Origin of the sequence: Dyadobacter sp. CY345, from assembly GCF_021502725.1 — a bacterium.
In the GTDB taxonomy this organism is placed as follows: domain Bacteria; phylum Bacteroidota; class Bacteroidia; order Cytophagales; family Spirosomataceae; genus Dyadobacter.
This window is the reverse complement of record NZ_JAKFFS010000001.1, coordinates 1,272,158-1,297,505: the sequence shown is the minus strand read 5'-3', so window position 1 is coordinate 1,297,505 and position 25,348 is coordinate 1,272,158. Positions and strand designations below refer to the sequence as shown.

At 40.4% G+C, this 25,348-nt stretch carries 26 protein-coding genes and 1 riboswitch; of the genes, 16 read left to right on the top strand and 10 right to left on the bottom strand.

All coding sequences use genetic code 11. The features are described 5' to 3' along the window. Positions 1 to 194 precede the first annotated feature (194 nt). Together L0657_RS05440 and L0657_RS05435 are read right to left on the bottom strand one after the other, a co-directional pair. Positions 195 to 572: a response regulator gene (locus L0657_RS05440; RefSeq protein ID WP_255717747.1), complete on the bottom strand. Its 378-nt coding sequence runs from the start codon at positions 570 to 572 to the stop codon at positions 195 to 197. A 905-nt stretch (positions 573 to 1,477) separates the two neighbouring features. Next, positions 1,478 to 1,639, bottom strand: coding sequence for a hypothetical protein (locus L0657_RS05435; protein WP_235149399.1), 162 nt, complete (start codon positions 1,637 to 1,639; stop codon positions 1,478 to 1,480). Between the two features lie 466 nt (positions 1,640 to 2,105). On the opposite strand from L0657_RS05435, the gene L0657_RS05430 reads away from it, so the two are divergent. Both L0657_RS05430 and L0657_RS28030 read left to right on the top strand, forming a co-directional pair. Then, the gene (locus tag L0657_RS05430; protein WP_235149398.1) at positions 2,106 to 2,591 is read left to right on the top strand and encodes a hypothetical protein; all 486 of its coding nucleotides are present in this window, start codon (positions 2,106 to 2,108) and stop codon (positions 2,589 to 2,591) included. A gap of 29 nt (positions 2,592 to 2,620) precedes the next feature. Continuing rightward, the gene (locus tag L0657_RS28030) at positions 2,621 to 3,439 is read left to right on the top strand and encodes a carboxypeptidase-like regulatory domain-containing protein (protein WP_235149397.1); all 819 of its coding nucleotides are present in this window, start codon (positions 2,621 to 2,623) and stop codon (positions 3,437 to 3,439) included. 202 nt (positions 3,440 to 3,641) lie between these two features. On the opposite strand, the gene L0657_RS05420 is transcribed toward L0657_RS28030, so the two are convergent. Beyond that, the gene (locus tag L0657_RS05420) at positions 3,642 to 4,421 is read right to left on the bottom strand and encodes a TonB-dependent receptor (RefSeq protein ID WP_235149396.1); all 780 of its coding nucleotides are present in this window, start codon (positions 4,419 to 4,421) and stop codon (positions 3,642 to 3,644) included. A 284-nt stretch (positions 4,422 to 4,705) separates the two neighbouring features. Further along, a riboswitch (cobalamin riboswitch) is annotated at positions 4,706 to 4,893 on the bottom strand. A 1,164-nt stretch (positions 4,894 to 6,057) separates the two neighbouring features. On the opposite strand from L0657_RS05420, the gene L0657_RS05415 reads away from it, so the two are divergent. Then, positions 6,058 to 9,711, top strand: a complete 3,654-nt coding sequence (locus L0657_RS05415) for a BspA family leucine-rich repeat surface protein (protein ID WP_235149395.1) — start codon at positions 6,058 to 6,060, stop codon at positions 9,709 to 9,711. Positions 9,712 to 9,903: 192 nt separating this feature from the next. Then, positions 9,904 to 10,281 (top strand): transposase, encoded by a 378-nt coding sequence (locus L0657_RS05410; protein ID WP_235149394.1) that lies wholly within the window; start codon positions 9,904 to 9,906, stop codon positions 10,279 to 10,281. 557 nt (positions 10,282 to 10,838) lie between these two features. On the opposite strand, the gene L0657_RS05405 is transcribed toward L0657_RS05410, so the two are convergent. Then, on the bottom strand, positions 10,839 to 11,030 hold the full coding sequence (locus tag L0657_RS05405; protein WP_235149393.1) for a hypothetical protein: 192 nt from the start codon (positions 11,028 to 11,030) through the stop codon (positions 10,839 to 10,841). Between L0657_RS05405 and L0657_RS28140 the strand changes: the two genes are divergently transcribed. From L0657_RS28140 to L0657_RS05355, 10 genes are all read left to right on the top strand, one after another. Further along, on the top strand, positions 10,939 to 11,184 hold the full coding sequence (locus L0657_RS28140; protein ID WP_409014997.1) for an integrase core domain-containing protein: 246 nt from the start codon (positions 10,939 to 10,941) through the stop codon (positions 11,182 to 11,184). The genes L0657_RS05405 and L0657_RS28140 overlap by 92 nt on opposite strands. Positions 11,185 to 11,499: 315 nt before the next feature. Further along, the gene (locus L0657_RS05400; protein WP_235149392.1) at positions 11,500 to 12,060 is read left to right on the top strand and encodes a recombinase family protein; all 561 of its coding nucleotides are present in this window, start codon (positions 11,500 to 11,502) and stop codon (positions 12,058 to 12,060) included. A gap of 255 nt (positions 12,061 to 12,315) precedes the next feature. Continuing rightward, positions 12,316 to 13,299: an AraC family transcriptional regulator gene (locus L0657_RS05395; RefSeq protein WP_235149391.1), complete on the top strand. Its 984-nt coding sequence runs from the start codon at positions 12,316 to 12,318 to the stop codon at positions 13,297 to 13,299. Between the two features lie 118 nt (positions 13,300 to 13,417). Further along, the gene (locus L0657_RS05390) at positions 13,418 to 14,491 is read left to right on the top strand and encodes an alkene reductase (RefSeq protein ID WP_235149390.1); all 1,074 of its coding nucleotides are present in this window, start codon (positions 13,418 to 13,420) and stop codon (positions 14,489 to 14,491) included. Then, positions 14,491 to 15,414, top strand: a complete 924-nt coding sequence (locus L0657_RS05385) for an NADP-dependent oxidoreductase (protein ID WP_235149389.1) — start codon at positions 14,491 to 14,493, stop codon at positions 15,412 to 15,414. Before L0657_RS05390 ends, L0657_RS05385 begins: the two co-directional genes overlap by 1 nt. A 28-nt stretch (positions 15,415 to 15,442) precedes the next feature. Beyond that, complete coding sequence (locus tag L0657_RS05380; protein WP_235149388.1) at positions 15,443 to 16,360, top strand: NAD(P)H-binding protein; 918 nt, start codon at positions 15,443 to 15,445, stop codon at positions 16,358 to 16,360. Positions 16,361 to 16,424: 64 nt separating this feature from the next. After that, positions 16,425 to 17,504 carry an alkene reductase gene (locus tag L0657_RS05375; RefSeq protein ID WP_235149387.1) on the top strand — a complete coding sequence of 360 codons (1,080 nt, stop codon included), beginning with the start codon at positions 16,425 to 16,427 and terminating at the stop codon, positions 17,502 to 17,504. A gap of 138 nt (positions 17,505 to 17,642) precedes the next feature. Then, positions 17,643 to 18,005 carry an MmcQ/YjbR family DNA-binding protein gene (locus L0657_RS05370; RefSeq protein ID WP_235149386.1) on the top strand — a complete coding sequence of 121 codons (363 nt, stop codon included), beginning with the start codon at positions 17,643 to 17,645 and terminating at the stop codon, positions 18,003 to 18,005. Positions 18,006 to 18,128: 123 nt separating this feature from the next. Beyond that, positions 18,129 to 18,548 carry a hypothetical protein gene (locus tag L0657_RS28135; protein ID WP_409015025.1) on the top strand — a complete coding sequence of 140 codons (420 nt, stop codon included), beginning with the start codon at positions 18,129 to 18,131 and terminating at the stop codon, positions 18,546 to 18,548. 304 nt (positions 18,549 to 18,852) lie between these two features. After that, the gene (locus tag L0657_RS05355; protein WP_235149383.1) at positions 18,853 to 19,149 is read left to right on the top strand and encodes a T9SS type A sorting domain-containing protein; all 297 of its coding nucleotides are present in this window, start codon (positions 18,853 to 18,855) and stop codon (positions 19,147 to 19,149) included. A gap of 168 nt (positions 19,150 to 19,317) precedes the next feature. On the opposite strand, the gene L0657_RS05350 is transcribed toward L0657_RS05355, so the two are convergent. From L0657_RS05350 to L0657_RS05340, 4 genes are all read right to left on the bottom strand, one after another. Then, complete coding sequence (locus L0657_RS05350) at positions 19,318 to 19,929, bottom strand: recombinase family protein (RefSeq protein ID WP_235149382.1); 612 nt, start codon at positions 19,927 to 19,929, stop codon at positions 19,318 to 19,320. 741 nt (positions 19,930 to 20,670) lie between these two features. After that, positions 20,671 to 20,793: a hypothetical protein gene (locus tag L0657_RS27865; RefSeq protein WP_255717746.1), complete on the bottom strand. Its 123-nt coding sequence runs from the start codon at positions 20,791 to 20,793 to the stop codon at positions 20,671 to 20,673. A 128-nt stretch (positions 20,794 to 20,921) separates the two neighbouring features. Beyond that, a complete protein-coding gene (locus L0657_RS05345) occupies positions 20,922 to 21,323 on the bottom strand; it encodes an ester cyclase (RefSeq protein WP_235149381.1) in 402 nt (133 codons plus the stop codon). Between the two features lie 133 nt (positions 21,324 to 21,456). Beyond that, a complete protein-coding gene (locus tag L0657_RS05340) occupies positions 21,457 to 22,038 on the bottom strand; it encodes a Crp/Fnr family transcriptional regulator (RefSeq protein ID WP_235149380.1) in 582 nt (193 codons plus the stop codon). 1,018 nt (positions 22,039 to 23,056) lie between these two features. Here L0657_RS05340 and L0657_RS05335 point away from each other — a divergent pair. Further along, the gene (locus tag L0657_RS05335) at positions 23,057 to 23,419 is read left to right on the top strand and encodes a YtxH domain-containing protein (protein WP_235149379.1); all 363 of its coding nucleotides are present in this window, start codon (positions 23,057 to 23,059) and stop codon (positions 23,417 to 23,419) included. Between the two features lie 99 nt (positions 23,420 to 23,518). Continuing rightward, complete coding sequence (locus L0657_RS05330) at positions 23,519 to 24,556, top strand: hypothetical protein (RefSeq protein WP_235149378.1); 1,038 nt, start codon at positions 23,519 to 23,521, stop codon at positions 24,554 to 24,556. A 531-nt stretch (positions 24,557 to 25,087) separates the two neighbouring features. On the opposite strand, the gene L0657_RS27860 is transcribed toward L0657_RS05330, so the two are convergent. After that, entirely contained in the window at positions 25,088 to 25,192 is a 105-nt protein-coding gene (locus L0657_RS27860; RefSeq protein WP_255717745.1) for a hypothetical protein, read from the bottom strand. Positions 25,193 to 25,197: 5 nt separating this feature from the next. Then, positions 25,198 to 25,308 (bottom strand): DUF417 family protein, encoded by a 111-nt coding sequence (locus L0657_RS27855; protein WP_255717794.1) that lies wholly within the window; start codon positions 25,306 to 25,308, stop codon positions 25,198 to 25,200. Positions 25,309 to 25,348 lie beyond the last annotated feature (40 nt).

Genomic DNA, 25,348 nt, shown 5'->3' with positions numbered 1-25,348 from the left:
GATAATTTTGTAGATTTCGAATATATGAATGAAATGCAAGGTCCCCATCTTTGGTTCTGTATTGCATTATGTAAAAAGTGACAACGCGTGGCAGGATTAGAATAGAGGTCTATAAAATTTCCTAACTAAACAATTCTTAAACTGTTTAGAAAGAACATCTTATATGATTGCAAAAGCCTATGTAAATATAGTTATTACGGTATACCTTGTCTGGTTGCCAGCTCGAGATCGGTGAATGAAGTTGTTTTTGTCACATGCTTATCAAATCCAGCTCTTACTGTATATTTCTTTGTACTGTCAGCGCTATAACCTGTCAGGGCAATAATATGGATCTTCTTTCCCCAGAAGTGCCGGCGAATTTTTCGACAAACTTCATAACCATCAATATATGGAATGCCCAGATCTAAAAGTATGACATCAGGCTGTAAATCGCGGGCAGCTGCATAACCTTCTGCTCCAGTGTAACGCACAACTACCTCGTAGCCGATCATTCTAAAGAGCTTTGCCGTTATCTCTGCAAAGCTTTTGTTATCATCTACTATTAAAATTCGTCCCGCTAGCTCCTTATCCATACCTGTCACCCCTTACAACCAATTGCTATAACAATGCTAAGTATTCTTTCTTTAACTTCCAATATTATTCTATATTCGAATGAAACTTAATCAAGAGAACCTGTTCTGTTATATTCAACATTTATCAGACTGAGCGGTATTTTAATATTTGGCAATAATTTGTTTTGCGTAGTCGACATAGATTATAAATTGGGTGTGTTTTGAGAAGCCTCCCTAAATGTCTGATAAGGGCACCGAAGTTTGATAATTATAAATAAAATCTATCCAGTGTCACAGACTTTTGATTCGGTGGTTAAAATGAAATCCAGTAAATATTCCTTATAAGTTCATTTACAATCAATTACTCGCCGGTCGGTACCGGCATCATTCCTAATTGCTTGAACAAACCAACAGTATCCACACCATTATTAAAGTCCTCAATTCTCTTTTGTAATTCTCTTCCAAGAACTCTCGATCCGACCTTTATAAGATAATTTAATACATTATCTAGTGGTTATGGATTATTATTTCTAGTCAATAATCATTAATTCTATGCAAGCCGAAAACTGCATTCTTAATCGGAAATAATCACCGTTAAGAAATGCAGTTACTCTTTGAAGTGAGAAATATTCGCTGAATATACAAGATGTACATTTCGTAGTCAAGAAGTTATCATGAATTTAAACTTAAGGCAATTTTTGTTAATGGCATTCAGCTTAAAAATAGTCAATGAGTTAATTTGAAAGCCGACTGCTAATCACTGATAACCCCCAAAAGAATTCGTGATAATGTTTATTTATGTTTGTAATCAAAAACATTCTACTAAAATAGAAGCTTAATAAGGCGCTTAACAAAGTAATTTACATGATAAATATTATGTACAAAGATACCAAACGCTTGGTAAAATTAAGTGTTTTTCTCAACTTTCAAACTGTCTGATTTTTAGGGACACTTACATCGGCTAAAACTTCATCTTTTACAAACAAAAATGCATAACGGTACATACCGGTATAATGCGACCTGTAAACCGAATCAAAACTAGGATGGTCACCTTTGTTCAGCAGGATGATTTGTTCCGATTCACTCACTTCATTCGTCTTAATTTATACATTAGAACCTAAATTTGCCATTTAACTCTAAAAATGAATCTTGATATACTAATAACAACTTGATTACAAGGTACCTCTATTGCTTAGGTTAAATAATTTTAAAATATTGGTACTTTGAAGTTTAATTTGACTGATATTGGAGTGATATCTCTTCCGAGAATTGAACATGCAGTATCATATTAGAAAAAAAAACCTACGCAAAAATCGTGACGTATTTTCTCCCTTTATTTAGTTTACCCCCAGGTACTACCTCAAGTGAATACCGCTAATATAATAATATATTATCCACAAATAATAGGAATTTAACTTTAATTCCGGTTACTTTTTTAAGTTATTTACCCCAGATAATTTTCGTTAAAATACCGTCTTTAACTTTTTGAAAACTGTATTATACCTTACTCAATAAGCAAAAGTCTGAACAGAACCCGAACCTTAATTTCCAATTATGATTAAATTTATTCTTTTTGTTTCCATACTAATCAGTACAGTTTCATGCCAAAAGGACAGTGCAGACGAAAAAATGGTTAATGCACTGTTTGAAAAGATACAAGCTAACTGGACACTAACTTCATTTAAACTGGAAGGACCAGGTTCAGATACGCTTGATTTTTCTTTTAATTCTGGTCACATAAAATGGAATTCCTGCAAGTATACCGACCAGGGTAGAGGCAGTGAGCTCTGTGCTGGTGATTTTTCTTTAAACAATGTAAATGGTTCTTTAAGCTACTTATACGATTTGGAGAAAAAAACATACCGGCTCAGATTAGGTGTAGGTACTGATTTGAATTGGAGTGAGCAGTTAGATACTTATAAGAAAATAATTGGAGGAGAATGGACACTGGAAGTTCTGGGAGATAATATTTTGATGGCCACTCAACTTCAAAATGATCGCAGCCCAGGTTTGAAAATATCCTTTATGGCTAAAAAGTAGTCCAGTGATACCTAAATTTTACCTGCACGGTGAGAATAACATTAATTTGTCTATTTAGTCTTTTATCTACCTCTCTTTTTGCTCAATCAATAACCGTTAACGGTTACATCCGTGAGAAGGGCAGCCTTGAAAGCTTACCAGGCGTTACTGTCAGCGTACGGGATCATTCCTGGGGCGTCGTCAGTAATGCGTACGGTTTTTATTCATTGCAAATTCCATCCAATCAAAGCTTCACCCTTTATTATTCTTCGGTAGGCTATCAGGGTATTGAGCGAAATATTAATTCCGCTACTGACATTGATCTGTCCATTGAATTGAACCAGAAAATAAGACAATTGGATGAGGTTGTAGTAAAGACAGAACCGCAAGCTGCCGAAATGAGCGTCATTCGCTTACCCATAGCTCAAATAAAACAGGTCCCGACACTGCTGGGTGAAAAGGATGTCATAAAAGCATTGCAGCTGTTACCTGGCGTGCAAAAAGGCACAGAAGGATTTACAGCTTTATATGTACGAGGTGGAGGTCCCGACCAAAACTTGATCCTGCTCGATGAAGCCCAGGTCTACAATGCCAACCACGTTTTTGGTCTTTTTTCTACTTTCAACGGGGATGCCATTAAGAATGTGTCTTTTTGGAAAGGCAGATTTCCTGCGCGCTATGGCGGAAGGCTTTCATCGGTCATTGACCTGCAGATGAAAGAAGGAAACAAGCAGAAGATTCATGGTGAAGGGGGGATTGGATTGTTATCAAGCCGGTTAACGCCGGAAGGTCCCCTTGTTAAAAATAAGTCTTCCTTCTTAATAGCGTATTTTTCAAAAAATCGGCAGGATCGTTGTAACGTGTATTAACATCCAAACCTGGAATAGTTTTGCTTCCTTCAAGCATTGGAATTCCAGCGTCCGTATCATAAATATCCTTATTTGCACCAACGGTCAGATTGAATAAATCCTTATCCGTCGGCGTGTATTCCAAAGCCAGATATCCATTATTTGTATTTGAACCTGACTTACGGTAGGCGTCTGTATCTGAAATTCCAAAATCTACACGGTATCATAATTTGTCGCTGATAGCACCGCCAGCGCCTGCACGCATCCGCCTGGTATTAAAACTTCCATAAGTAGCAGAAAAATCAGCTTTAAAATTAGCAGTTGGTCTTTTTCTGGCAATATTGATAATGCCACCTAAAGCCGAGTGGCCGAAAAGTACCGATGCAGGGCCTTTTAAAACTTCAATGCTTTCAATATTGGCTAGGTTTGTATTCGGCGCGCTGGTCGAAATATTATGCCTTTCATCGCGGATACCATCAATCAATAAAACGAAATTTGAAAACCCACGGATGGTAAAGTGCTGAAAACCACCGTAGGTATTGTTTGCACGAACACCAGTTGTGTTTTTTATCGCTTCTCCCAAATCATCTGCGCCTCGCTGTTCAATGGTTTTTATGGAGACTCTTGCCGTAGTAATGGGCATATCTCGCATAGCCACGTCAATTTTGTTGACGTAAGTAAAAGATCGGTTAGCACCGGAACTGATCACCACCTCGTATAACTGGTTAGTCCTGCTATTTAACTTGTATAGTAAAAGTGTTATCTCATTTCTTTTGATATCAATGTTTTCTTTGTTTGCTTCATAACCGATTCCGCTTGCCAAAAACGTATAACTACCAGCAGGAACATTCCTGATCTCAAAATGACCGGATTCATCGGTGATCGTTGCGAAAGAAGTACCTTCCAGCTTAACATGAATGCCAATGGTGGGTTCTGATAATTCGTTTTGAATAGAGCCCTTTATTGTTCCAAAATGCTGGGCAATACCAATTGTACCGATCATTAGAAGTTGAATCAGGACAATACATTTGAATAAAATACCAGGCTTTTGTTTTTGTGTAATTGGATTAACGTTTCCAATCCGCGGGAAACAGTTTTTTGGCTTTTGCATACTTTTAACTGATTATTTAGATGTGTCAAAAGCTCTTTACAGGATTTCTAAAAATGCAGCCTGAAAAAAAAGTAGACAGGAACAAACGTTTCAAATCATACGCCAGGCGTACAAAGATCCAGGGTAAAGTTACTAGGATAAACACCAAACCTGACCAAGCCTCATTCCGCGGAAGCATTGTCAACAAAGAAAAAGGCAAGTCTCCTGACTTGTAACATTTATATGCGTCCTTACCGGATACGAATTCCAGTGGACATAATTGATATAAACTTTTGATGTTACTTACAGGTGCGCGACAGTTCGTGATTTGCACACGATTCCCTATTAATTTACTGATAGTAAAACCTTTTTCTGTTGGAAAAATATAGAAAAGAACTTATTGAAGCGCAAATGTATCTCTAATACTACTTAATATAAACAACTATAAGAATTTATATCCTTCACACGAATTATTTGCACATACCCTTTTATTAGATTGTAAGTATGGATCCCTTTGAAAATGCGGAGTATATACATAGTTGTAAGCTCATCAAAATAGTCCGGGAAGGTGTCAGGACTGAACATGCCAAGATTTGCCAATTAACAGATTGCTTGCTCTGCAGAAAAACAAAGTCTCACTAAAACTACCTATCAAAAAATGTAAGTTTCTGTATCTGATAATTTATCCGTTTTAAACCGGTAGGATACTTCTGTTTCCTACACTGATAAATTTTCCTCATTATCCTACATTGAATCTACAAAGTATTGCATGGGATTCTCCATTATGAGGCACTGATCTCCTTATGAGCATAATTCTCACGATTTATTTGAGATTTCGAAATTGTGAATTGTTACCACTTTACTTGCATTCAGTATGATAGCATGTTGCGTTGACAACTTCGACCTTTAAAAAATGTTTTTTTTGGAAGTTACGTCTCCCAGCCCTTAAATCTTTTGAATACCAGATACCGATAAAATCATCACGTTTAAAAGAAAGAAATTAACCCTATTAATCTGTCAAAAATTTTAAAACAATATTTACCGACCGTTAAATAAATTTATTTGACAAGTCTGAAATTAATTACCACTAAATGGTAGAATTAATTCTATTCAACTCTAAATTTACCAACGGATACTTAAACAGGTATCAGAATTTATTTTCCCTAAATATTCTCACCTCATGATACGTTCTTTACTCCTTCGCCAGCATGCCATTCTGCTGTCCTCTATTGCCACATCTTTATTTAGTTTTCAAAAAATATTGGTTTTTTCAAATCTGTCAGGACATACGCTTTATTAAAACAATCTCAGTTTCGGTTTTGTAAGATTTATAATTCGTAATCCCGCTTTCCTATTGACTTTTGGTGAACATTACAATAGCCTGTTCCGCCAAGTCGATTAAATAATATAGTAGCAGCTAGATGGTTTACGTAAATATCTCATCAAAAGGCCATTTAGTTCGCAAACAAATCAACCTTATTTTAAAGATTTCACATTTTTAGCCACCACGTTATTTCCCTAATTTCTCACCGTCGAAAATTTTCAAAACATGAAAACATTTTACATTCTTTTCCTGTTGCTGTTCAGCCAGCTTGCCCATGCACAGACCGAGTTTATTACCCACTGGAACCTTGCGACTGCTGGCTCAGGAGATACTGAGCTTAGTTTTGGAGTAAGCGGTACCGGAACAGTTGAATATACCTGGGCGGAAGTGTCGCCAGGGACGGCTTCTGGTTCCGGGACTTTTACGGCAAGTAGTACGGTAAGCATTACCACCATCACCGGCCTGCCTGATGATGCACGCATAGAACTCAAAATCACACCCATAGATTTCAGTCAGATTATTATCAACGGCGGTACTGATAAGGACCGGCTGACAGACGTAAGCCAGTGGGGAACAACAGCCTGGAAAACGATGAACTTCGCCTTTAAGGGCTGCTCCAACCTGCAAATTAGTGCTTCCGACCTGCCCAATCTGAGCGGGGTTACATCTATGTACGAAATGTTCAGCGGTTGTACTGTACTAAACGGTCCTGTCAATATAGGATCCTGGGAAACATCTGGTGTTACCAATATGAGTTTGATGTTTAGCGGTGCGACTGCTTTCAACCAGCCTATTGGTGCATGGGACACCGGTAAAGTGACCGATATGAGTAGCATGTTTAATTTTGCTACTGCCTTTAACCAGCCCGTTGATAGCTGGAATACCGCTAATGTTACCAATATGAGCTTCCTGTTTTTCCAGGCTGTTGCTTTCAATCAGCCTATCGGCAGCTGGAATACAGCGCAGGTCACCGGTATGTATGGGATGTTTTCCGAGGCAAGAGCGTTCAACCAGCCTATTGCTACCCAGCCAGGTGGCATTTGGGACACCGGTAACGTGACCAATATGGGTTGGATGTTTAGAGGTGCCGTTGCTTTCAATCAGCCCATCGACAACTGGGACACCGGCAAAGTGACTAATATGAATGGTATGTTCGCTATTGCTACTACTTTCAACCAGCCCATCAATATCTGGAATACGGCTAATGTGATTGATATGGGCGGTATGTTTTACGAGGCCGGTGCTTTCAATCAGCCCATCGGCAACTGGAACACGGCGCAGGTGAAATATATGTTATCGATGTTTAACGGTGCAAGGGCATTCAACCAGCCTATTGACACCCAGCCAGATGGCATTTGGAACACGGGTAATGTCACTGATATGAACTACATGTTTAACGGGGCCACTGCTTTCAACGGGCTTGTGGGTAACTGGGACACCGGCAACGTCATTTTCATGAATAACATGTTTTATTCTGCCAATGCTTTCAACCAGCCCATCGGTAACTGGAATACGGCGCAGGTCACCGATATGAGCAGCATGTTTAGCCAGGCCGGTGCTTTCAACCAGCCTATTGGCAACTGGAATACGGCGCAGGTCACCAATATGTCTTCGATGTTTAACGGTGCAGGGGCGTTCAACCAGCCTATTGACACCCAGCCCGGTGGCATTTGGAACACGGGTAACGTCACGAATATGAGCTACATGTTTAACGGTGCCATAGCTTTCGACGGGATTATAGGTAACTGGGACACCGGCAAAGTCATTTCCATGGTTAACATGTTTTATTCTGCCATTACTTTCAACCAGCCCATCGGCAACTGGAATACGGCGCAGGTCACTGATATGTCTTGGATGTTTGCTTATACCTATGGTTTCAACCAGCCTCTAGCCGCCCAGCCCGGTGATATTTGGAACACCGGTAACGTCACAAATATGAGCAACATGTTTAATGGTTCCTCTATTTTCAACCAGCCTATTGATAGTTGGAATACGGCTAACGTGACGAATATGAGTAGCATGTTTAGTTATGCCACTGCTTTCAACGGGCCGGTGGGCAACTGGAACACTGGCAAAGTCATTTCCATGAGTAACATGTTTTATTTTGCCAATGCTTTCAACCAGCCCGTCGGCAACTGGAATACAGCCCAGGTCACCGATATGTCTTCGATGTTTGCTTATGCCAATGCTTTCAACCAGCCTATTGGCAACTGGAATACGGCGCAGGTCACCAATATGTCTGCGATGTTTAACCGTGCAAGGGCGTTCAACCAGCCTATTGACACCCAGCCCGGCGGCATTTGGAACACGGGTAACGTCACCAGCATGAGCAACATGTTTAGAGGTGCCATTGCTTTCGACGGGATTATTGGCAACTGGGACACCGGCAAAGTCATTTCCATGAATAACATGTTTAATTCTGCCAATGTCTTCAACCAGCCCATCGGCAACTGGAATACGGCCCAGGTCACCGATATGAGCAGCATGTTTAGAAGTGCCCTTGCTTTCAACCAGCCCATCGGCAACTGGAATACGGCGCAGGTCACCAATATGAGTAGCATGTATGCTTATGCCCCTGCTTTCAACCAGCCCATTGGCAGCTGGAATACGGCGCAGGTTACTAGTATGAGCAGCATGTTTTATTCTGCCATTGATTTTAACCAGCCCGTTGGCAGTTGGAACATCGGTAAAGTGAACAATATGAGCTACATGTTTGGGGAATCCAGCGCTTTCAATCAGCCAATTGATAATTGGAATACGGCTAATGTAACCTATATGGACGGTATGTTTTATTATGCCACTGCTTTCAACCAGCCCGTTGGCAGTTGGAACACCGGTAAAGTGATCGATATGAGCTACATGTTTTACGAAGCCGTTGCTTTCAATCAACCTGTTGCCACCCAGCCCGGTGGCATTTGGAATACGGCTAATGTGGAGTATATGTATGGGATGTTCTATGGGGCCATTGCCTTTAATCAGCCCGTTGGCAACTGGGACACTGGCAAAGTGACCGATATGAGTGAGATGTTTAGTGGCGCCACGTCGTTTAATCAGTCTATCGGAACATGGACTTTAAATGCCTCCGTCTATTTGGAAAACATTCTTACCAGCACTGCCCTGAGCTGTTATAATTATAGCGCCACGCTGATCGGCTGGAGCGCCAATCCGCTCACTCCAAACGATCTTTCGCTTGGCTCTCTTGACAGATCTTACGGAACCAATGCTGTGGCGGCACGCACCGACCTCATTACGAGCAAAGGCTGGCAAATCGACGGTGACCAGCCATCAGGTGTCGATTGTTCAAACCCGCTCCCAGTCACGCTGATCTCCTTTTCCGGTAAAAAAACTGCCGAAAACCAGAACCTGCTCAAATGGATTACTTCCGACGAGAAGAATTTTGACCGCTTTGAAGTACAGCGTTCGTCGGATGCGAAAGTATTCGAGCATATCGGGGCGGTATCCGGGCAAGCGGGGGCGCCGTCCGACGGATCGCATTCTGGACAAATGCTCAATGCATACACTTTCACCGACATATCTCCTGTTGCTGCCAATTACTATCGTTTGAAGATGGTGGATCGGGATGGTTCTTTTCAATATTCTCGTATCATATCCATAGAAAACTCAGTGGAACAGGCTGTTGTTGGAAGTTTTTATCCTAATCCGTCAAATGGAAAGGTTTTTGTCGATGTGTACACCTTAGAAGGTGGTAGCTGGAACTTGACTATCTCGGACATAGGAGGAAAAACCATAGTCACACAGATACACAGTCTGCAAAAGGGTATGAACAAAATCAGCCTGAGCCCGTTGTCTCCGGGAATTAACCTGGTGCGTTTTGAACATGGAGCGTTCTCCGAAGTCAGAAAACTAGCCAGAGAGTAGCTGATAATTTGATACTACAAGCACATTAGTTTATAGTTTCATAGTGAGCATAATTATCTATCCAAAAGAATTTTAGATACGTCAACTTCCCAATAAAAGAAATCACAATGTTATGATAGTCATATAAAAGGTGTCATTTGCAGGTGTCTTAGCTTGAAATAGATTGCCAATTTTACCTTAAAATTTACATCTTTGCAAGACCACATTCGCGACCTGCTTAATCGCTTTCAGTATAGCGAGCAACTAAAAGAGAGTGCCGTTTTTCGAATCCTTTTTGGAGGGGAAGATCCTAGCCAGGTTATGGCTGATTTGGATTTTCATAATAGCCATACGCTTCGTAACTGGGTACTTTTGTATCAACGAAAGATTCAAACCGGTTTGATAACTTTACCTGCTATAAAAAAAGCACGGACACAGGACATTACAGACCTGAAACAACGGATTGAGGAATTGGAAAATGCCCTAAATCAGGCTAATTTGCTGATTTTAGCTCTGAACACGATGATCGAGGTTGCCGAAAACGAGTTAAATGTGCCCATACGAAAAAAGTCTGTCACCAAACGGTCTTAAAGCTTCGTAATAACGAAATAGCAAAGGTAAGGGTCGGAAGCCTTTGCCGTCTGTTTGGTGTGAGTCGACAAGCATTTTACGGAAGAGATGAACGTTCACAACAGTATTTCAGCCATTCCATGCTTATATTAGATATGGTATCGGCATTGAGAAGAGAGATACCTGGTTTGGGTACTCGAAAGCTGCATTTTTTATTAAATAAACCATTAGCTATAAGCGGAATAAAATTAGGTCGTGATAAGTTGCATAAACTTCTGAAAAACCACGATCTGATTCTTTGTTAACGTCGACAAGTTCCACAAACAAAAAATTCTAACCAAAGATTAAGGGAGTATCCTAATCTGCTTATAGACAGGGTCATATTGCAACCCAGGCAAGTGTGGGTAAATGATATTACTTACATTTGTATTGGTATGGGGTTCGGCTATCTGTCGTTGATCACTGATGCCTATTAAAAACTGATTGTTGGATACTGCCTGTATCCATTTTTAACAGCAGAAGGTAGCTTAAAGGCTTTGGAAATGGCCTTATTAACCGATTGGGAAAAAGGAAATGGACTAATCCATCATCGCACCGGCGACCCGGTCAGATCGAGGCAGCCAATATTGCAGATTTGAATAGGTACGCCGTCTTAAAAAAGCAGGAATATCCATCAGCATGACCCAGAGCGGCGATCCTTCTGAAATTGCAATCGCCGAAAGGATAAACGGGATACTAAAAACAGATTTTCGTTTAAATCGAGTGTTCACTACATTTGAAGAAGCAGCAAATGCCGTTGACAAAAGTATTTACAACTACAACCATCTACGACCTCATATGTACTGTGATTACTTGACACCTTCGGTTGCTCATCATTCAGACCAGCCTTTAAAGAAGCATTGGAAACCCAAGGTTTATAAATAGTTTAAGTAATCTTTAAGTCAAGGATAAATTCAGATAGAACAAGCATTTTTTTAGCAACTGTCAACATGATTTTAGGATTAATTTTAACCTATTATTAACCATCCTAAAAGTGACAGCTTATATTCTGAATCAAACAAGCCAGTCAACACATTCTAGGACGGACCAATCAATAAGCAGAGTAAAGAAAACAAGGGTTTATTTTACTAATGATTTTTAGCAAGAAAAAGATTATACATTCCTTTTAAATTAGTAAATAAACTTGGTTAATAAATCAAGTAAATTATATTGATGCTTTAACGAGTTTTTTTACCAATCATGCTTATAGGTTACGCCAGGGTATCGACCCTTGATCAGAAGTTAGACGCTCAGGAAGATTTGCTTCGGGCTGCCGGATGTGAAAAAATAATAACAGATAAAATTAGTGGCACTATAAAAGAAAGATCAGGATTAACTGAAATCAAAAAGTTTCTTCGCTGTGGAGATACATTGGTCGTCTGGCGCTTGGATCGGCTTGGCCGTTCACTGAAAGATTTAATCGACTGGGTGGCCTATCTGGAAAATAAAGGAGTTGCATTGCGAAGTCTACACGAGTCAATTGATACATCGACATCGACTGGAAAATTAGTGTTTCATCTTTTTGGTGCACTTGCAGAGTTCGAACGGAACCTGATCCAAGAGCGGACAATGACAGGTTTGTCAGCAGCCCGGGTTCGTGGCCGATTGGGTGGAAGGCCAAAAGTGCTGAATGCTGATAAACAACAGTTGGCCGTTCAACTTTATGAAGCTAAAAAGACATCAGTCAAGAAAATATGTGAGATGCTTGAAATCAGTAAACCAACACTTTATTCATATATAAGAGCAAATGATAAGCCGTAAGCTCTCATTTATTTTGAAGTTGTGGTAAAAGTTAAGAACTATTTGATTTGAAAGCATTTTTAGAAATTGATTTTATAAAATAAGCAGGGAAAACTGTACTATTGAGTACTTAATTCCTAAGAGGGACTCTTTTGATAAGGCTTTTCCAATTATTTATACTATATGTAATTAGTAAAACGAGATGATATTGAAAAAAGTGACATATGTTTTACGCAATTTTATAATCTTACATGCATTAACCAGTTACTTCTTGTTATGATTTTAGAATTTACGGCAGCCCCGGGTTTTGATTTTATAACCCGATTTTCAGAAAAAATTAATGTTCCTGTCAGAGATAATTTTCTGGAGATCCCAAAGGAAATGGGAGAGGGTTACGTACGTAAAGTTGCGTTCGGAGACGATTTCAAATTAACGATCCACCGGTATCTATTGAAAGAAGACCTGATTATCAAGCGCAATCCGGCTGCCACATCCAATAACGTCCGCACGATTTTCTTTTATAACAATAAGGAAGATTTTGAAGTTAAATATAACAACGAGGACAACATACCATTCTCCCAAAAAAATGATTCTTCGATTCTATTGTCTACCAATGACTTGCGTACAGAAATTCGTTTTCCTGCTGGCAGCACCATTCAATACGTAGTAGTTGGGATAACTGCCGACAGGTTACGCTCAGTACTATCGATCGAGAAACCGAACGGTACATTAAAAACCATCACAGCGGAAAATGCTTCCTTTCTTTTTTTTGAAAGTCTGGATCCTGAAATGCAACTGCTGCTTAACAATATTGTATCCGTCGATATGAACAACTCCCTGAATAATTTCTATGTACAAATCAAAGTGCAGGAATTGATGTACCTGCTGTTTAATAAGCTCTCGCTCAGGGAAAATGCAACTTTCAAGAATATCAATAGCAACGATGCGGAAAAGCTCTTGATCATTCGAAATGAAATATTGAGTGATCTTAGCAGTCCGCCCGTTTTAAGTGAATTGGCTATGATCGCTTCCATGAGTGAAACGAAACTTAAACAGCTCTTTAAGCAAACTTTTGGAGATTCAATCTATAATTATTACCAGAAGGCCAGAATGGAAGAAGCTGCATTTCTGTTAAAACAAGCTAAACAGTCCGTTTCTGAGGTCGGATACGAGCTTGGATTCTCAAACCTAAGCCACTTTAGCAGATTGTTTGAAAAACAGTATGGCATCACACCCAAAAAATTCTCTTACACTTCATAAGCTTTCTTTATCTTCGATTTAAACGATGCTTGCCGGATAGGACTATTATTGTGCCTTTTTCGGTTATTTTACTCATTAGGCAACTTCTACATTTGTTCTGTAATTAAGCAGGAGCAAAATGAAGAAGTTATTCACGCCTTATGAGAAGGGCTTCTTAAAGTTAAAAAATCATCTGGTGATCGCGCCAATGACCCGTAGCAGGGCTATTGGCAATCTTCCTAATGCGCTGATGGCAAATTATTATGCCCAGCGCACCGGAGCAGGATTGATTATTACAGAAGGAACCTCGCCAAGTCCTGAGGGGCTGGGTTATCCACGCATTCCCGGAATTTTTTGTGATAAGCAGGTTGAAGAATGGAAGAAGGTTACAGATGCTGTTCATCAAAAGGGATCCAAAATTTTCTTGCAGCTGATGCACACCGGACGCATCGCTCACGTGTCCAACATACCTGGCGGTATACAGCCGGTAGGTCCTTCAAATATTAAGGCAGCCGGCGAAATTTTTACTGATTCACATGGTATGCAGCAGCATTCTGTTCCAGTAGTCCTGAGTCTGGAAGGTATAACCCGCGTTATTACAGATTTTGTAAAGGCTTCACAAAATGCAGTTCTTGCTGGTTTTGATGGTGTAGAACTTCATGGCGCCAATGGGTATCTGCTGGAACAATTTTTAAACCCGAATGTAAATGACAGAACGGACCAATACGGAGGAAATCTGATAAAAAGATGCCGCCTGATTGTAGAGATTACCCAAGCCATTGCAGCAGCTATTGGTCCGGAAAAAATTGGGGTTCGCCTTTCTCCGTTTTCCCAACTCTGTGACCAAGGATCTTACAATACAAATGAAGTAAATCAAACCTACATCTATTTAGCCAGTAAACTGGACAAATCCAGGATTGCTTACATTCATCTTTCAACCAACCCGGAAATTCCTGAAAAGACGTATAAGGCAATTCGTTCGGTATTCAACAACACCATTATATTGTGTAATGGCTTAACCCGGCAAACAGCAGAGCAAACGCTGCAAGAGGGCCTGGCAGATCTGGTTGCCTTTGGGCGAGGATTTCTTGCTAATCCTGATTTTGTTGCCCGGATGGGAAGAAACGTCCCATTCAATGACCTTGACTGTTGCCCATCGTATTCTTTACAGCAGCAATGCTCCACTAATTATTCACTTAGTACTTTAAAATAATGAAAGCAATTCAATACAGAACTTATGGAAGTTCAGATGTGATCGAAGAAGTAGAAGTTTCAATGCCATCAATCCAGAGTGAAAAAGATGTCTTGATCCAAGTGAAGTCAATAGGTGTAAATCCGATTGACATGAAAATCCGCATGGGGTTTATGAAATCGGCCCGCCCCGTTCAAATGCCCTTTACACCAGGCGGTGAGGCCGCAGGAATAATTGTCGCGGTGGGGGACGGTGTATCCTCGTTTAAAGTTGGTGATCAGGTCATTGCACTTACCAAGACAAACGGTTATGCGGAGTATGTGACAGTAAAAGAAGACTTTGTGCTGCCCATGCCAGAGGGGCTTTCTTTTGGAGAAGCAGCATCCATTGGTGTCAATATTGGGACTGCACAATCAGTGCTCTTTACTGCCGGTCAACTTGAAAAGGGGCAAAAAGTATTGATTCAAGGCGGAGCCGGTGCAGCCGGGGGCGCGATGGTGCAACTGGCCAAAGCCGCCGGCGCGTACGTAATTGCCACAGCATCGGGAAAAGGTCTGGAACTGGCAAAAAGTTTTGGTGCAGACCTTGTTATTGACTATAAATCACAGGATGTGGCCAGTATGATTAGGGGTGTTGATCTCGTAGCGGACACCGCAGGTGGCCAAGCTCAGGAAAAGCTTTTTGAAGTTTTAAAACCTGGTGGAAAACTATTGAGTATTGTCGTACCACCATCACAGCAATTGGCAGAACAATACAAGGTAAAAGCCGGTTTTGTAGCTTCCGACATCTCAGCTAAAACCTTGCAAAATGGTTTAGAACTGATAAAATTCGGAAAATTCAAACCAGTTGTTTCCAAAACATTTAAGCTTGAAGAAGCAGCCAAGGCCCAGGACTTTTTAACGGCCGGTGGTGTAAATGGCAAGGTTATCCTTACAGTTGATTAAGTAATATCATCATTTAAAAATTAAAAAAATGAACAATAAGAAAGTTCTGGTGGCTGGTGCGACCGGTTACCTTGGAAATAAAATTGCCTTTGAACTACTTAAAATCGGCGCAGATGTCACTGCAATGGTCAGGGCAAGCAGCGATAGAAGTAAGCTTGTGGAAATGGGTGTCAAAAATTTTGTCATAGGTGATATGATGAATGCAGCTTCTTTGCATGAAGCCATATCGCCCGCATACGGATTTGATGCAATCGTGGCAAGTGCAGCGGGTTATACTAAAAGAACAAAGGGCGACAGTCCGGTAACCGATACGATCGGGTATCAAAACTTGGTGGATGCAACCAAAGCAGCAGCAATTCCTCGTTTTGTGCTGATCTCCATTCTCGAATCGGACAAGGCCAAAGTGGTGCCTCATTTTTACAATAAATACCTGATCGAGAAGTATCTAACTGAGAAAAAACAGCCATACATTGCCCTTCGGCCTGGTGCATTTCTGGATCAGACACCGGATTACATCATCAAAAAAATTACGAAAGGTGTGCTCCCAACATTTTTGACAGGAACTTACGGAGTTATTTACACATCACAACTTGCCAAATATGCTGCCATGGCAGCAGTTGTTTTACCGGATAAGGAGTTGAACACTTCCGTAGATGTGGGCTGGAACAAACCAGTGAACCACAAAACGCTTTCAGCGGCATTTGCCAGTGTCCTTAAAAAGCCCATTCAGGTTAAGCCGGTTATTCCTGCTTTCGTATTGAATTACATCCTGCCGGCCATAGCGAAATTTAATGCCAGCATTGATGACATGTATCAAATGATCAAATGGATCGATACGGGTGTGTACATCAGTAAAAATACACAAAGGCAAAAAGAACTGTTCGGAGAGCTGCCAACGGCCGAAGAAAGTGTGAGACAATATTGCCTTGACCGCGGGCTGATCTAGGAAAACGTATTATCCTGATTCAAAAAATACAATTTACAGATATCACTAAACAAATTAAGAAACAATGAAATTACTAGAAAAGGTAACACTGGGAAAGGAAACATTAAAAAACGCAATTGCTATGGCACCCATGACACGCAGCCGTGCAAACATTGAAGGTGTTGTGTCAGATCTGACGACTTTATATTATACACAGCGGGCAAGCGCAGGACTTCTCATAACAGAGGCGATAAATATTTCAGAGCAGGCGCTGGGTAGTCCGCTGACACCAGGCCTTTACAGCGATGAGCAAATTGATGCCTGGAAGAAAGTAACAAAATCTGTGCATGACCAGGGAGGCGTGATCTATGCACAGCTTTGGCATACCGGTCGTGTTGGGCATTCGGTAGACAGAAAAGGAAATCTTCCGGTAGCTCCATCAGCGATAGGCATAACTGGGCAGCAGCATTTCACCTCCCAGGGAATGAAAGAATATGAAACACCACAGGAATTAACCCTGCAGGAGATCAAACAGATTGTAAAGGATTATGGTCAGGCTGCGAGGAATGCCATTCAGGTAGGTTTTGACGGCATTGAACTGCATGCAGCATTCGGGTATTTACCTAACCAATTTTTATCAGAAAGTGCAAACCTTCGGACGGATGAGTATGGTGGCAGCATTGAAAACAGAAACCGCTTCGTTCTGGAAGTTATGCAGGAACTCGTTGATGCGGCAGGTAGTGATAAAGTTGGCATTAAGCTATCTCCTACTGTCTATTACAACAATATAACAAACAGTAATCCTGTTGCACAATTCTCACCCTTGATCGAAGACTTAAATGAATTACCATTAGCTTATATACATCTAATGAATGGCTTGTTCCCCTTGGACAGTTTCCCAAATTATCCTAAAAACGCTATTGAAACATTTGGCACTATAAGTAAGCACCTGGTTATCGCCAATGGCGGTTTCAATAAAGAAAGCGGAGAGGCGGAACTCGAAAAGGGGATTGCCAAAATAATTTCTTATGGTGCATTGTTGCTGTCCAACCCTGATCTGCCAAAACGGTTTGAACTGGATGTGGAGTTAAACCAACCAGACCAGGCTACCATGTATGGGGGAGGTGAGCACGGATACACCGATTATCCGTTTTTAGAAGAGTGATTTTGAGATCAGCTTTCAAGAAGTGTAAATTTTAAAAATATATTGAAAGTGAAAATCAGCGGATACTAAGGATTTACGTCATGCATGGCATGAGTTCTTTAGTATTTAAGTGTGTTCGAAAAATTATAACTTTTACTTATGAACTCAGAAGCTTTTAGAACTCATTGCCTTTCATTGAACCAAGCCAATGAAAAAATGCCATTTGACAAATCGAAAGCAGACTATGACAAAAACTTGCTGGTGTTCTCTGTGTTTGACAAATGGTTCTGCTTCTTTAATGTTGATGCATTTGATTTTTGCGACATTAAGTGCAGCCCGGAAGAATCGCAGCAACTTCAGGACCAGTATGAAGGTGTAAAGCCTGGCTACCATATGAACAAAAAGCATTGGATCAGTGTCTATTTTAACCAGGATGTTCCGGATTCCAAAATTTTAGAACTCGTCACCAAATCCTATGATCTGATCGTAAGTGGACTGACCAAAAGCAGCGTGAGCAGTTAAATAACATTGAATAATACGACAATTTTTAATGTGAATAAAAAAGATTATGATAACAAAAGAGGAACCTGCTTACGAGCAAAATTATACAGAGGAAGAGCGTAAACTTGCTGAGCACATTATCGGCTGGAAAAATCTGCACTTGACAAATGGTTCAATGGTGACACTTCTGGTTACGAGCAACTTTGGTCAAAGCGCAGCTTCACATATTTTGATGCAGTCGTTACCCAGCGGGTAGACGACCACGCTACTATTGCTAAATTTTTAGAAACGATAGAAGGCAAGTTGTTTGCTGACTCCTATGATTTTCGTAGTCCCCGTGTACAAATAGGTCAGGACATGGCCGTGCTGACTTTTCAGGTTTTTGCAAAAACTACCCTTATAGACATGGAATATAACTGTATCGAAGTATATCAAAAAGAAACGGATGAAAAGTGGCGAGTAATTCATTCTACATGGTCATTTATCCGGCCAATGGATAAGAAATTTGGTGACGAAAAAAGTGTTGTATCAGTACATAAACTTACAATTGCCTTCGCCCTTTAGAGCCGTTAATGATGGCCGCAAATAATCTACTCTATTAAATAATCTGGTGCGCCTTAAAATGGTGAACCAGATTTATTTGATTTGCCCTACTTAGGTCTGTAATCTTACATATCGAGCTGGCATTACTATAAAAAATTTCATAGTAAAAGCGATATAAATTGCGATAATGAGTAAAACTGATTTTTCAAAGCTAGGAATTATCTATCTGCTAAAAAACAAATTCATTAAATCAACTTTATGAGAGGCGCGGAGAAAAATGTACCATTGAGTAGATAAGCCCTATTATCGCCTTAAAATGGTTGATATGGACGGTAGTTTTGCATACAGCCAAATCCGTAGTCTTACAGGATCAGAATCTGCTGACAAGCTGGCGCTTTTTCCAAATCCTATATCATCATCCGGGCAAAAACTGCAATTCAATAATCTCCCTTCTCAACTCCAGAAAATAGAACTTGTCTCTATTGCAGGTATTGTGACTTACAGCATCGAAAAACCGAGTTCACAGGGAATCAATATTGAGGGAGTGTCAAAAGGACTTTACATCGTTAAAGCAATTCTTCAAAACGGACAAATGTTCTCTTCCCGCCTGTTGATTAGGTAAGGATTGGTTTGTGAAACAAACGTTACTTAACAGTATAATGGCTCTTGAAAATTAATTTCAAGGGCCATTTTAGTATTCAGGCATGTTGGATCTTTGATAATACCGTAATGTCTTTTCACGAATTCATTAAATTTAAAATCACGAATTTGTTTTGACCGTTACAAAAAGCTATAAAGTTTTAAGTTTTTTTATTCTTACCCATCCTTCAACCTCAATCCCCTCATGTCTTAAATAATTATAAAGCGTAGCCTTGCTTCCAATCTTTAACTGTTCACAAATTTGATTAGTTGTGTATTTTTTACTTAAGTACAAAGTTGCAGCCAGGCCGGCAAGCTCCTTTGATTTTTTGGTTAACCCTTTGGGCCTGCCTCCTACCCTACCCCTTGCCCTGGCAGCTTCCATTCCGGCCAGGGTCCGCTCCATCAAAATCTCTCTTTCATTTTCGGCAAAAACGGAACTGAGCATATACCATAGCCGACCCATTTTGGTAGAGGTATCAATGCCTTCAGAAATACTCCGGAACTCCACTCCCAGTTCTTTCCACTCCACCATTAATTTGATCAGCTCATAAGTTGTCCTTCCTAACCGGTCTACTCTCCAGACTACAATAATATCTCCTTTTCTTAACTCGGCAACCATCTTCATATATTCAGGTCTTTGCTTAGAAGCCCCGGAAACTTTTTCATGAAACACTTTCTCGCAACCCGCCTTTTTTAGAGCATCAAATTGTAAATCCTGATTTTGTTCATTTTTTGAAACCCGTACGTATCCTATTATCATATATTACAGTTTAACCCACTATTTTGCAATATTATGAAATTTGTTTTGGAGTACCACTAATCTGTAATTTAAAAGTGGCATTTTAACAACTAAATGGGGGGAAAAGGATTTAGGCCTGAGAGTACACAAATACCACCGAATAATTTGTTAACCTCTATCGGTTACATATTTGGTCGGGAATAACTCTTGTTGGCATAATTGCGGATGTTGGCATAATTGCGGATCAATTCCAATACATACTGTGAATGTAAGTTACCGATTGATTTAATAGGAGCCTTGGCTAAGCTGCTCGTCATCTAATAATTAATATTGCATAAGTTGGCACGTACAATATTTCAGATTAGCACAAAAGTAACTACTCGATTCGCTGAGCGGTTCAATCATCCTTAAATAAAAGATTCTTCAGCAAGTTGATCAACGGCTGGAAATCGACCGGCTTGACCAGATGTTCGTTAAAACCTGCTTCTTTCGTTCGAATCCGGTCTGGCTGATGCCCGTAACCCGGCAAGGCAATCGCTCTCCCTTCCTCGGGCTGCTCACTGTTGAGTCGGCAAGTGGCATACCCATATTACTCTGGCATACCAATACCCAGTAGGATAGCTGCTGGTAGTAACTTCCCGGCCACTGGTCCGGGTATGGGCTTCGTAACCTTTCAGTGTGAGAAGCATGCTCAGGGTCATAGCCGCATCAGCATTATCATCAATAACCAGAATGCGTCGTAAAGCCAGGAATCAGATTTTGCTACATGGAAGTAGCGGCTCGGCCGGTCAATACCGTCACTGTCGGTAGGTAAACGGTGAATAAACTTCCATTCCCAAGGCCTTCGTTTTGCGGGTTAACTTGCCCCCATGCAATATCCGCCATTCTGCCAGTTTGATAAGAGGATGACTGGTATTATTCAAAATAAACCCCTAATCAAAAATCCATTTAGAATTGTTCAGTAAGGATCAGAATAAAGACTGACAGTCAACATAACTTAGTAGCATACGTAACTATTGCTCAGCTGGTCCAGGCATCACTCCCAATTGCTGCAATAACCCAACGGTATCCATGATGATCCTGCTTTCAGAAAACAATCCGTTTCGTACAACATCAATTACTACGCCCCAGACTTCAACTTTTTTACCGGTGGCAGGTATTCCCATAAAATCCCCCTGATGTGTTCCGGTCCAGGTAAATCTGGTTACCACCTTTTCACCTTCTACAATTTGTTCGTCTACTGTCCAGTACATATCCGGAAATCCGGTAAACATGGAGTTTAGTGCATATTTTAACCCCTCTCTGCCGGGTCCTTGTCCAGGAAATGGCAGATGCTCAATAAAATCTTCCCATACCAAATCATTGGCTGCATCCAGATTTTTCTTATTTATAACTTCTTCTATAAAGAAGCTCATAAATTTTTTGTTTTCTTCCAAGGTCATAGTACTTAACTGAGGTTGGGTGAAATGATTGATATCTAATAAACGGTTTTATCCGTAAAGAAAACGATAGTGATTAGAAACATTACTTGATTCAAATCAATAAATCTCAGAGATTCATATTTCTTTTTCTGATCCGACTGACCGTTTCCGGCGTTATCCCCAGGTACATCGCGATATGGAAGAGCGGAATTCTTTGAAAAAGGGCAGGGTTTTCCTGCAACAACCTCCTGTATTTTTGATCTGGCGTTTCCTTACCTGATTTTGAAATTTCCTGTTTCAGATCAAATATGAACCGTGCATGTAATTTCAACTGGTGTAAGGCCAATGCCGGAATTGTGGTGAAGGCAACCTCCCATTTTTGACGGTTCAGGCAAAGTACTACTGAATCTTCCAAAGCCTGAAAGTAAAATTCCGAAGGTAATTGATAAAGAAAACTCATGACTTCTCCGGCAAACCTGCCCTCTTCGGCAAAGTATACAGTCCGTTCTTTGTTTTCCGGTGTCACGTAATATTGACGGAGTATACCTTTGTGAACAAAAAAAGTATCTTGAACTACATCTCCTGCCTGAAATATAAACTCATTTTTTCTGACAACTTTTTCTTCAAAATGCGGAATTAATTTTTGTAAATCAGAATTGGAGAAATCTTGTATCTCTAAAAGTTTGCTGATCAGCAGTGAAGTATCCATTAATATATACAATTGTAATTTCAGCCCCGGGAAATATAAATTTATAAGGCTGGTGGAAGGTTCTCAAAGTTACAAAACAGCATTAGATTATCGTCATTAATAGCTCATTGACATCTTATCTATCTGCTCTCATTCCGTATCACTCCCTCTTGTTATGCTTAAAAGATACTTGCGAAACATCTTGTAATCTTTATTTTTTGTCCTATTCAAAACTGTTAAAAGCCCCTAAACACTGATTTTTTTAATATTTTATCTTCCTGAATAGTTTTCATAAATACGACTGATTAAATTTCAGGCCATGCGTTATAGGTGGCGTCTATGATCAAACCCCTACAATGTGAATTCAGTAATCTGTTTCATTGCATTTCTCGACATCAAAAATACACATTAGGTATTAAAGAAGGTTGACCCATCCTTTGACCATAGCAGCAGTGATTAAAAGGAACCTGAACTGTAATCGCGCAAAGGAGTCGTTAGCGACCAAGAAACTTCTGAGATAAAGCCAGGAAGGCGGCTTGGCCAAACGTAAGCTCCGATCAGACCAAGCCTGAGATTGAAGCATTACTTCTCCTCTGAACTACATTTCAGACCATTTCGCCATCCAATGGAGTATACCGCAAGACGAGAAGCCTCTATATCCATTTCCAAAGCTGATCATATTGTTTTCCTACAATCAAAAATGGGGACGGCTGCTGCAATGGGTAATGCGTTTTCCCCACATCCCTACCACAAGTCTTTCTTATGTTCACCTAAGTCAAGTTTGCCCAGTTAGTGCTTATCAAAATTAGTTTTTAAAATTTTTTAAGAAAAATCTTTCACTGCAGACTGATGAATGTTTCACGTATAATCTCTACACTAACATGCTATTTATCAAATCGTACAGATAAAAAACCCACGAAAGAGTCTCCACTAGTTACATCATTATCAACGAGTTATACTCCAATTAGGAGTATGTCTTGTGGATAAATGGCATGCTTTTTCTATTTGTAAATTTATTATCCAAATTAAAATTCAAACTATGAAAACAAAGTATGGTAATGTTGACTTTACAAATCGCAGCGAGCACACCGATGGATTAATTACAGGTTTGCTACTAGGCCTTGCTATTGGCGCATGCGGAGCAATCTTGTTCGCCCCCAAATCTGGTAAGGCTATCCGTGAAAAAATTAAAGACGCAGTAGGTAAAAAAGCTTCCGATCTTGATAACCAATGGGAGAATGCAAAGGACAAGGCAGCTGACGCAGCAAGTAATGCGAAGGATGCTGTGGAATCGGCAAGCACCAAGGCAGAATCCAAACTTAACCAATTTGCAGATAAAGCTGAAAATGAAGTTACCGACGGCGTAGAAACGGTTATCGACAAATTTCAGAAAAGATACTGAGGCAACCTACATTCTTTTGAAGACGGATAATCCGCAATACTGATATCCGTCTTTCATCATTTAATTTATCGAAATATAAAATCAATAAGCTTTTAACTTATGGAACAAAGTAAACTTTACGCGCAGCCAGCATATAACAGCGGGCTTATTAATCAGAAGCGAATTTCGTGGAGTGCAATTTTTGCGGGCATACTTGTGGCCATTATCGTTCAAATGCTACTTTCTCTTTTAGGAGTTGGTATTGGCCTTGGTACCATTGACGCAGTGGAAGAAAAAAATCCGACGGCAGGATTGGGAATAGGCAGTGCGGTCTGGTACATTCTTACCAGTCTGATCTCTTTATTCTCAGGAAGCTGGGTTGCCGGACGGTTGGCAAGCGCCCCGCGTTTATTCGATGGGATCTTGCACGGAGTATTGACCTGGTGCCTAGTGACACTTTTGACGATATATTTTTTGACAACAACAATAGGCAGCATTATCGGCGGAACGGGTCGTCTGGTAGGTGGATTAGTTAAAACTGCTGGTGCAGGTGTTGCCGCAGCAGCTCCTGGAATCGGTAATGCCGTTCAGGATCAGTTAAAAGCAAATGGTGTCGACATGGGCAATATTGATTTGCCCGATTTAAAAAACGAAGCCAACAAGCTGCTGCGCCAAACCGGTAACCCGGCATTGAATCCGGACAAACTTGAACAAAAAGCAGATCATGCAGCAGATCAGGCTGGAAATGCAGCGGAGAGTGCTGCTGCTAATCCAGGCAATGCAGATGATATCGCTGGTAGTATGTTCAAAAATTTATTTAAAGAAGGCCAGACAACCGTATCGCAAGTGGATCGCCAGGATGCGGTAAATGTGGTTATGAAAAGGACTGGGAAAAGCCAGCAAGAATCACAGCAGATCGTTGATAACTGGATTAACACTTTCAAACAAGCGCAGGCAAAATTGGAACAAACTAAAAAGGAGGCAGAAATTAAAGCCAGACAAATGGCAGATGACGCTGCATCGGCAGCTTCCAAAGCAGCCATATTTGGTTTCTTCGGATTATTGATCGGCGTGGTTGCAGCTGGTTTTGGCGCAAAAATGGGTACCGAATCAAAAGATAACTATAACCGCCTTGACCAGCCGGTAGGCACTGTATAAAATGTACTGGATCAGCGCCAAGATATTGACGCAGCATATACAATAAATACCGGACCTATCTCAATTTTACAGCAAATGTGATTGCTTGCAATAAGCAAGATTTATCAAATTTCTCTACTTAGCGGTGCAGACCCGGGCTATCAGTAATGGTGCCCGGGTCGCTTTTTAATTGCGAAATGGCTATTTGACGTCTAAGACTTTTCTGTTGAAAAAGTGGCCTGAACCCAGTATTAAAGTATCACCCTGAGTTGGTCTGTTAACACTGACAGTTTCGGGCTTTTACATAAAGCCCTGGACAAGTGACACATAAGCAGCATCGACATCTTTGGAATTAACCGATTCGGATAAAATAAGAATGGAAACACTGGTCATCTTTCCACGATCTTTTGACAAACGATCCCGTTAACACACGATACCATTGGCTCCCATTCGCTTACCAAAGTTGAAGCGGACCTACTGTTTTTTTTAATTTTTAATTTTGCACAGGTTTTGACGTTTTTTCTTATTTCTTTATTTTAACCTTGTTAATGCTCATACTTTGTATTTTCTCAAATAGTCACTTTTATAAAGGTACTTTGCAATATCAGAAGCATAAATAAGTCCAGCGGCCATCATAATGATATCTTTGATTACCAACCGCCCTACTTCGGACAGATAAGCAAACCATGCTGAGGTGTAGTAAAGTCGCCGCTCAAATCGGGCACATACTCTTCCGGTGTGTTTATTAAAAAGCTTAAAGTCACCAGTGACATTCCAAATGTCATGAGCCCTCCTATAATGCCGATTTTTGAA

Coding starts and splice junctions, on each gene's coding strand:
- L0657_RS05400 (WP_235149392.1), top strand. CDS start 11,500: ATGCTTATAGGTTACGCCAGGGTATCGACCCTTGATCAGAAGTTAGAC.
- L0657_RS28140 (WP_409014997.1), top strand. CDS start 10,939: ATGACCCAGAGCGGCGATCCTTCTGAAATTGCAATCGCCGAAAGGATA.
- L0657_RS05335 (WP_235149379.1), top strand. CDS start 23,057: ATGAAAACAAAGTATGGTAATGTTGACTTTACAAATCGCAGCGAGCAC.
- L0657_RS05345 (WP_235149381.1), bottom strand. CDS start 21,323: ATGAGCTTCTTTATAGAAGAAGTTATAAATAAGAAAAATCTGGATGCA.
- L0657_RS05355 (WP_235149383.1), top strand. CDS start 18,853: ATGGACGGTAGTTTTGCATACAGCCAAATCCGTAGTCTTACAGGATCA.
- L0657_RS05395 (WP_235149391.1), top strand. CDS start 12,316: ATGATTTTAGAATTTACGGCAGCCCCGGGTTTTGATTTTATAACCCGA.
- L0657_RS05430 (WP_235149398.1), top strand. CDS start 2,106: ATGATTAAATTTATTCTTTTTGTTTCCATACTAATCAGTACAGTTTCA.
- L0657_RS05340 (WP_235149380.1), bottom strand. CDS start 22,038: ATGGATACTTCACTGCTGATCAGCAAACTTTTAGAGATACAAGATTTC.
- L0657_RS05415 (WP_235149395.1), top strand. CDS start 6,058: ATGAAAACATTTTACATTCTTTTCCTGTTGCTGTTCAGCCAGCTTGCC.
- L0657_RS27865 (WP_255717746.1), bottom strand. CDS start 20,793: ATGGCGGATATTGCATGGGGGCAAGTTAACCCGCAAAACGAAGGCCTT.
- L0657_RS05420 (WP_235149396.1), bottom strand. CDS start 4,421: ATGATCGGTACAATTGGTATTGCCCAGCATTTTGGAACAATAAAGGGC.
- L0657_RS05350 (WP_235149382.1), bottom strand. CDS start 19,929: ATGATAATAGGATACGTACGGGTTTCAAAAAATGAACAAAATCAGGAT.
- L0657_RS05440 (WP_255717747.1), bottom strand. CDS start 572: ATGGATAAGGAGCTAGCGGGACGAATTTTAATAGTAGATGATAACAAA.
- L0657_RS05370 (WP_235149386.1), top strand. CDS start 17,643: ATGAACTCAGAAGCTTTTAGAACTCATTGCCTTTCATTGAACCAAGCC.
- L0657_RS27855 (WP_255717794.1), bottom strand. CDS start 25,308: ATGTCACTGGTGACTTTAAGCTTTTTAATAAACACACCGGAAGAGTAT.
- L0657_RS05390 (WP_235149390.1), top strand. CDS start 13,418: ATGAAGAAGTTATTCACGCCTTATGAGAAGGGCTTCTTAAAGTTAAAA.
- L0657_RS05380 (WP_235149388.1), top strand. CDS start 15,443: ATGAACAATAAGAAAGTTCTGGTGGCTGGTGCGACCGGTTACCTTGGA.
- L0657_RS05375 (WP_235149387.1), top strand. CDS start 16,425: ATGAAATTACTAGAAAAGGTAACACTGGGAAAGGAAACATTAAAAAAC.
- L0657_RS05385 (WP_235149389.1), top strand. CDS start 14,491: ATGAAAGCAATTCAATACAGAACTTATGGAAGTTCAGATGTGATCGAA.
- L0657_RS05330 (WP_235149378.1), top strand. CDS start 23,519: ATGGAACAAAGTAAACTTTACGCGCAGCCAGCATATAACAGCGGGCTT.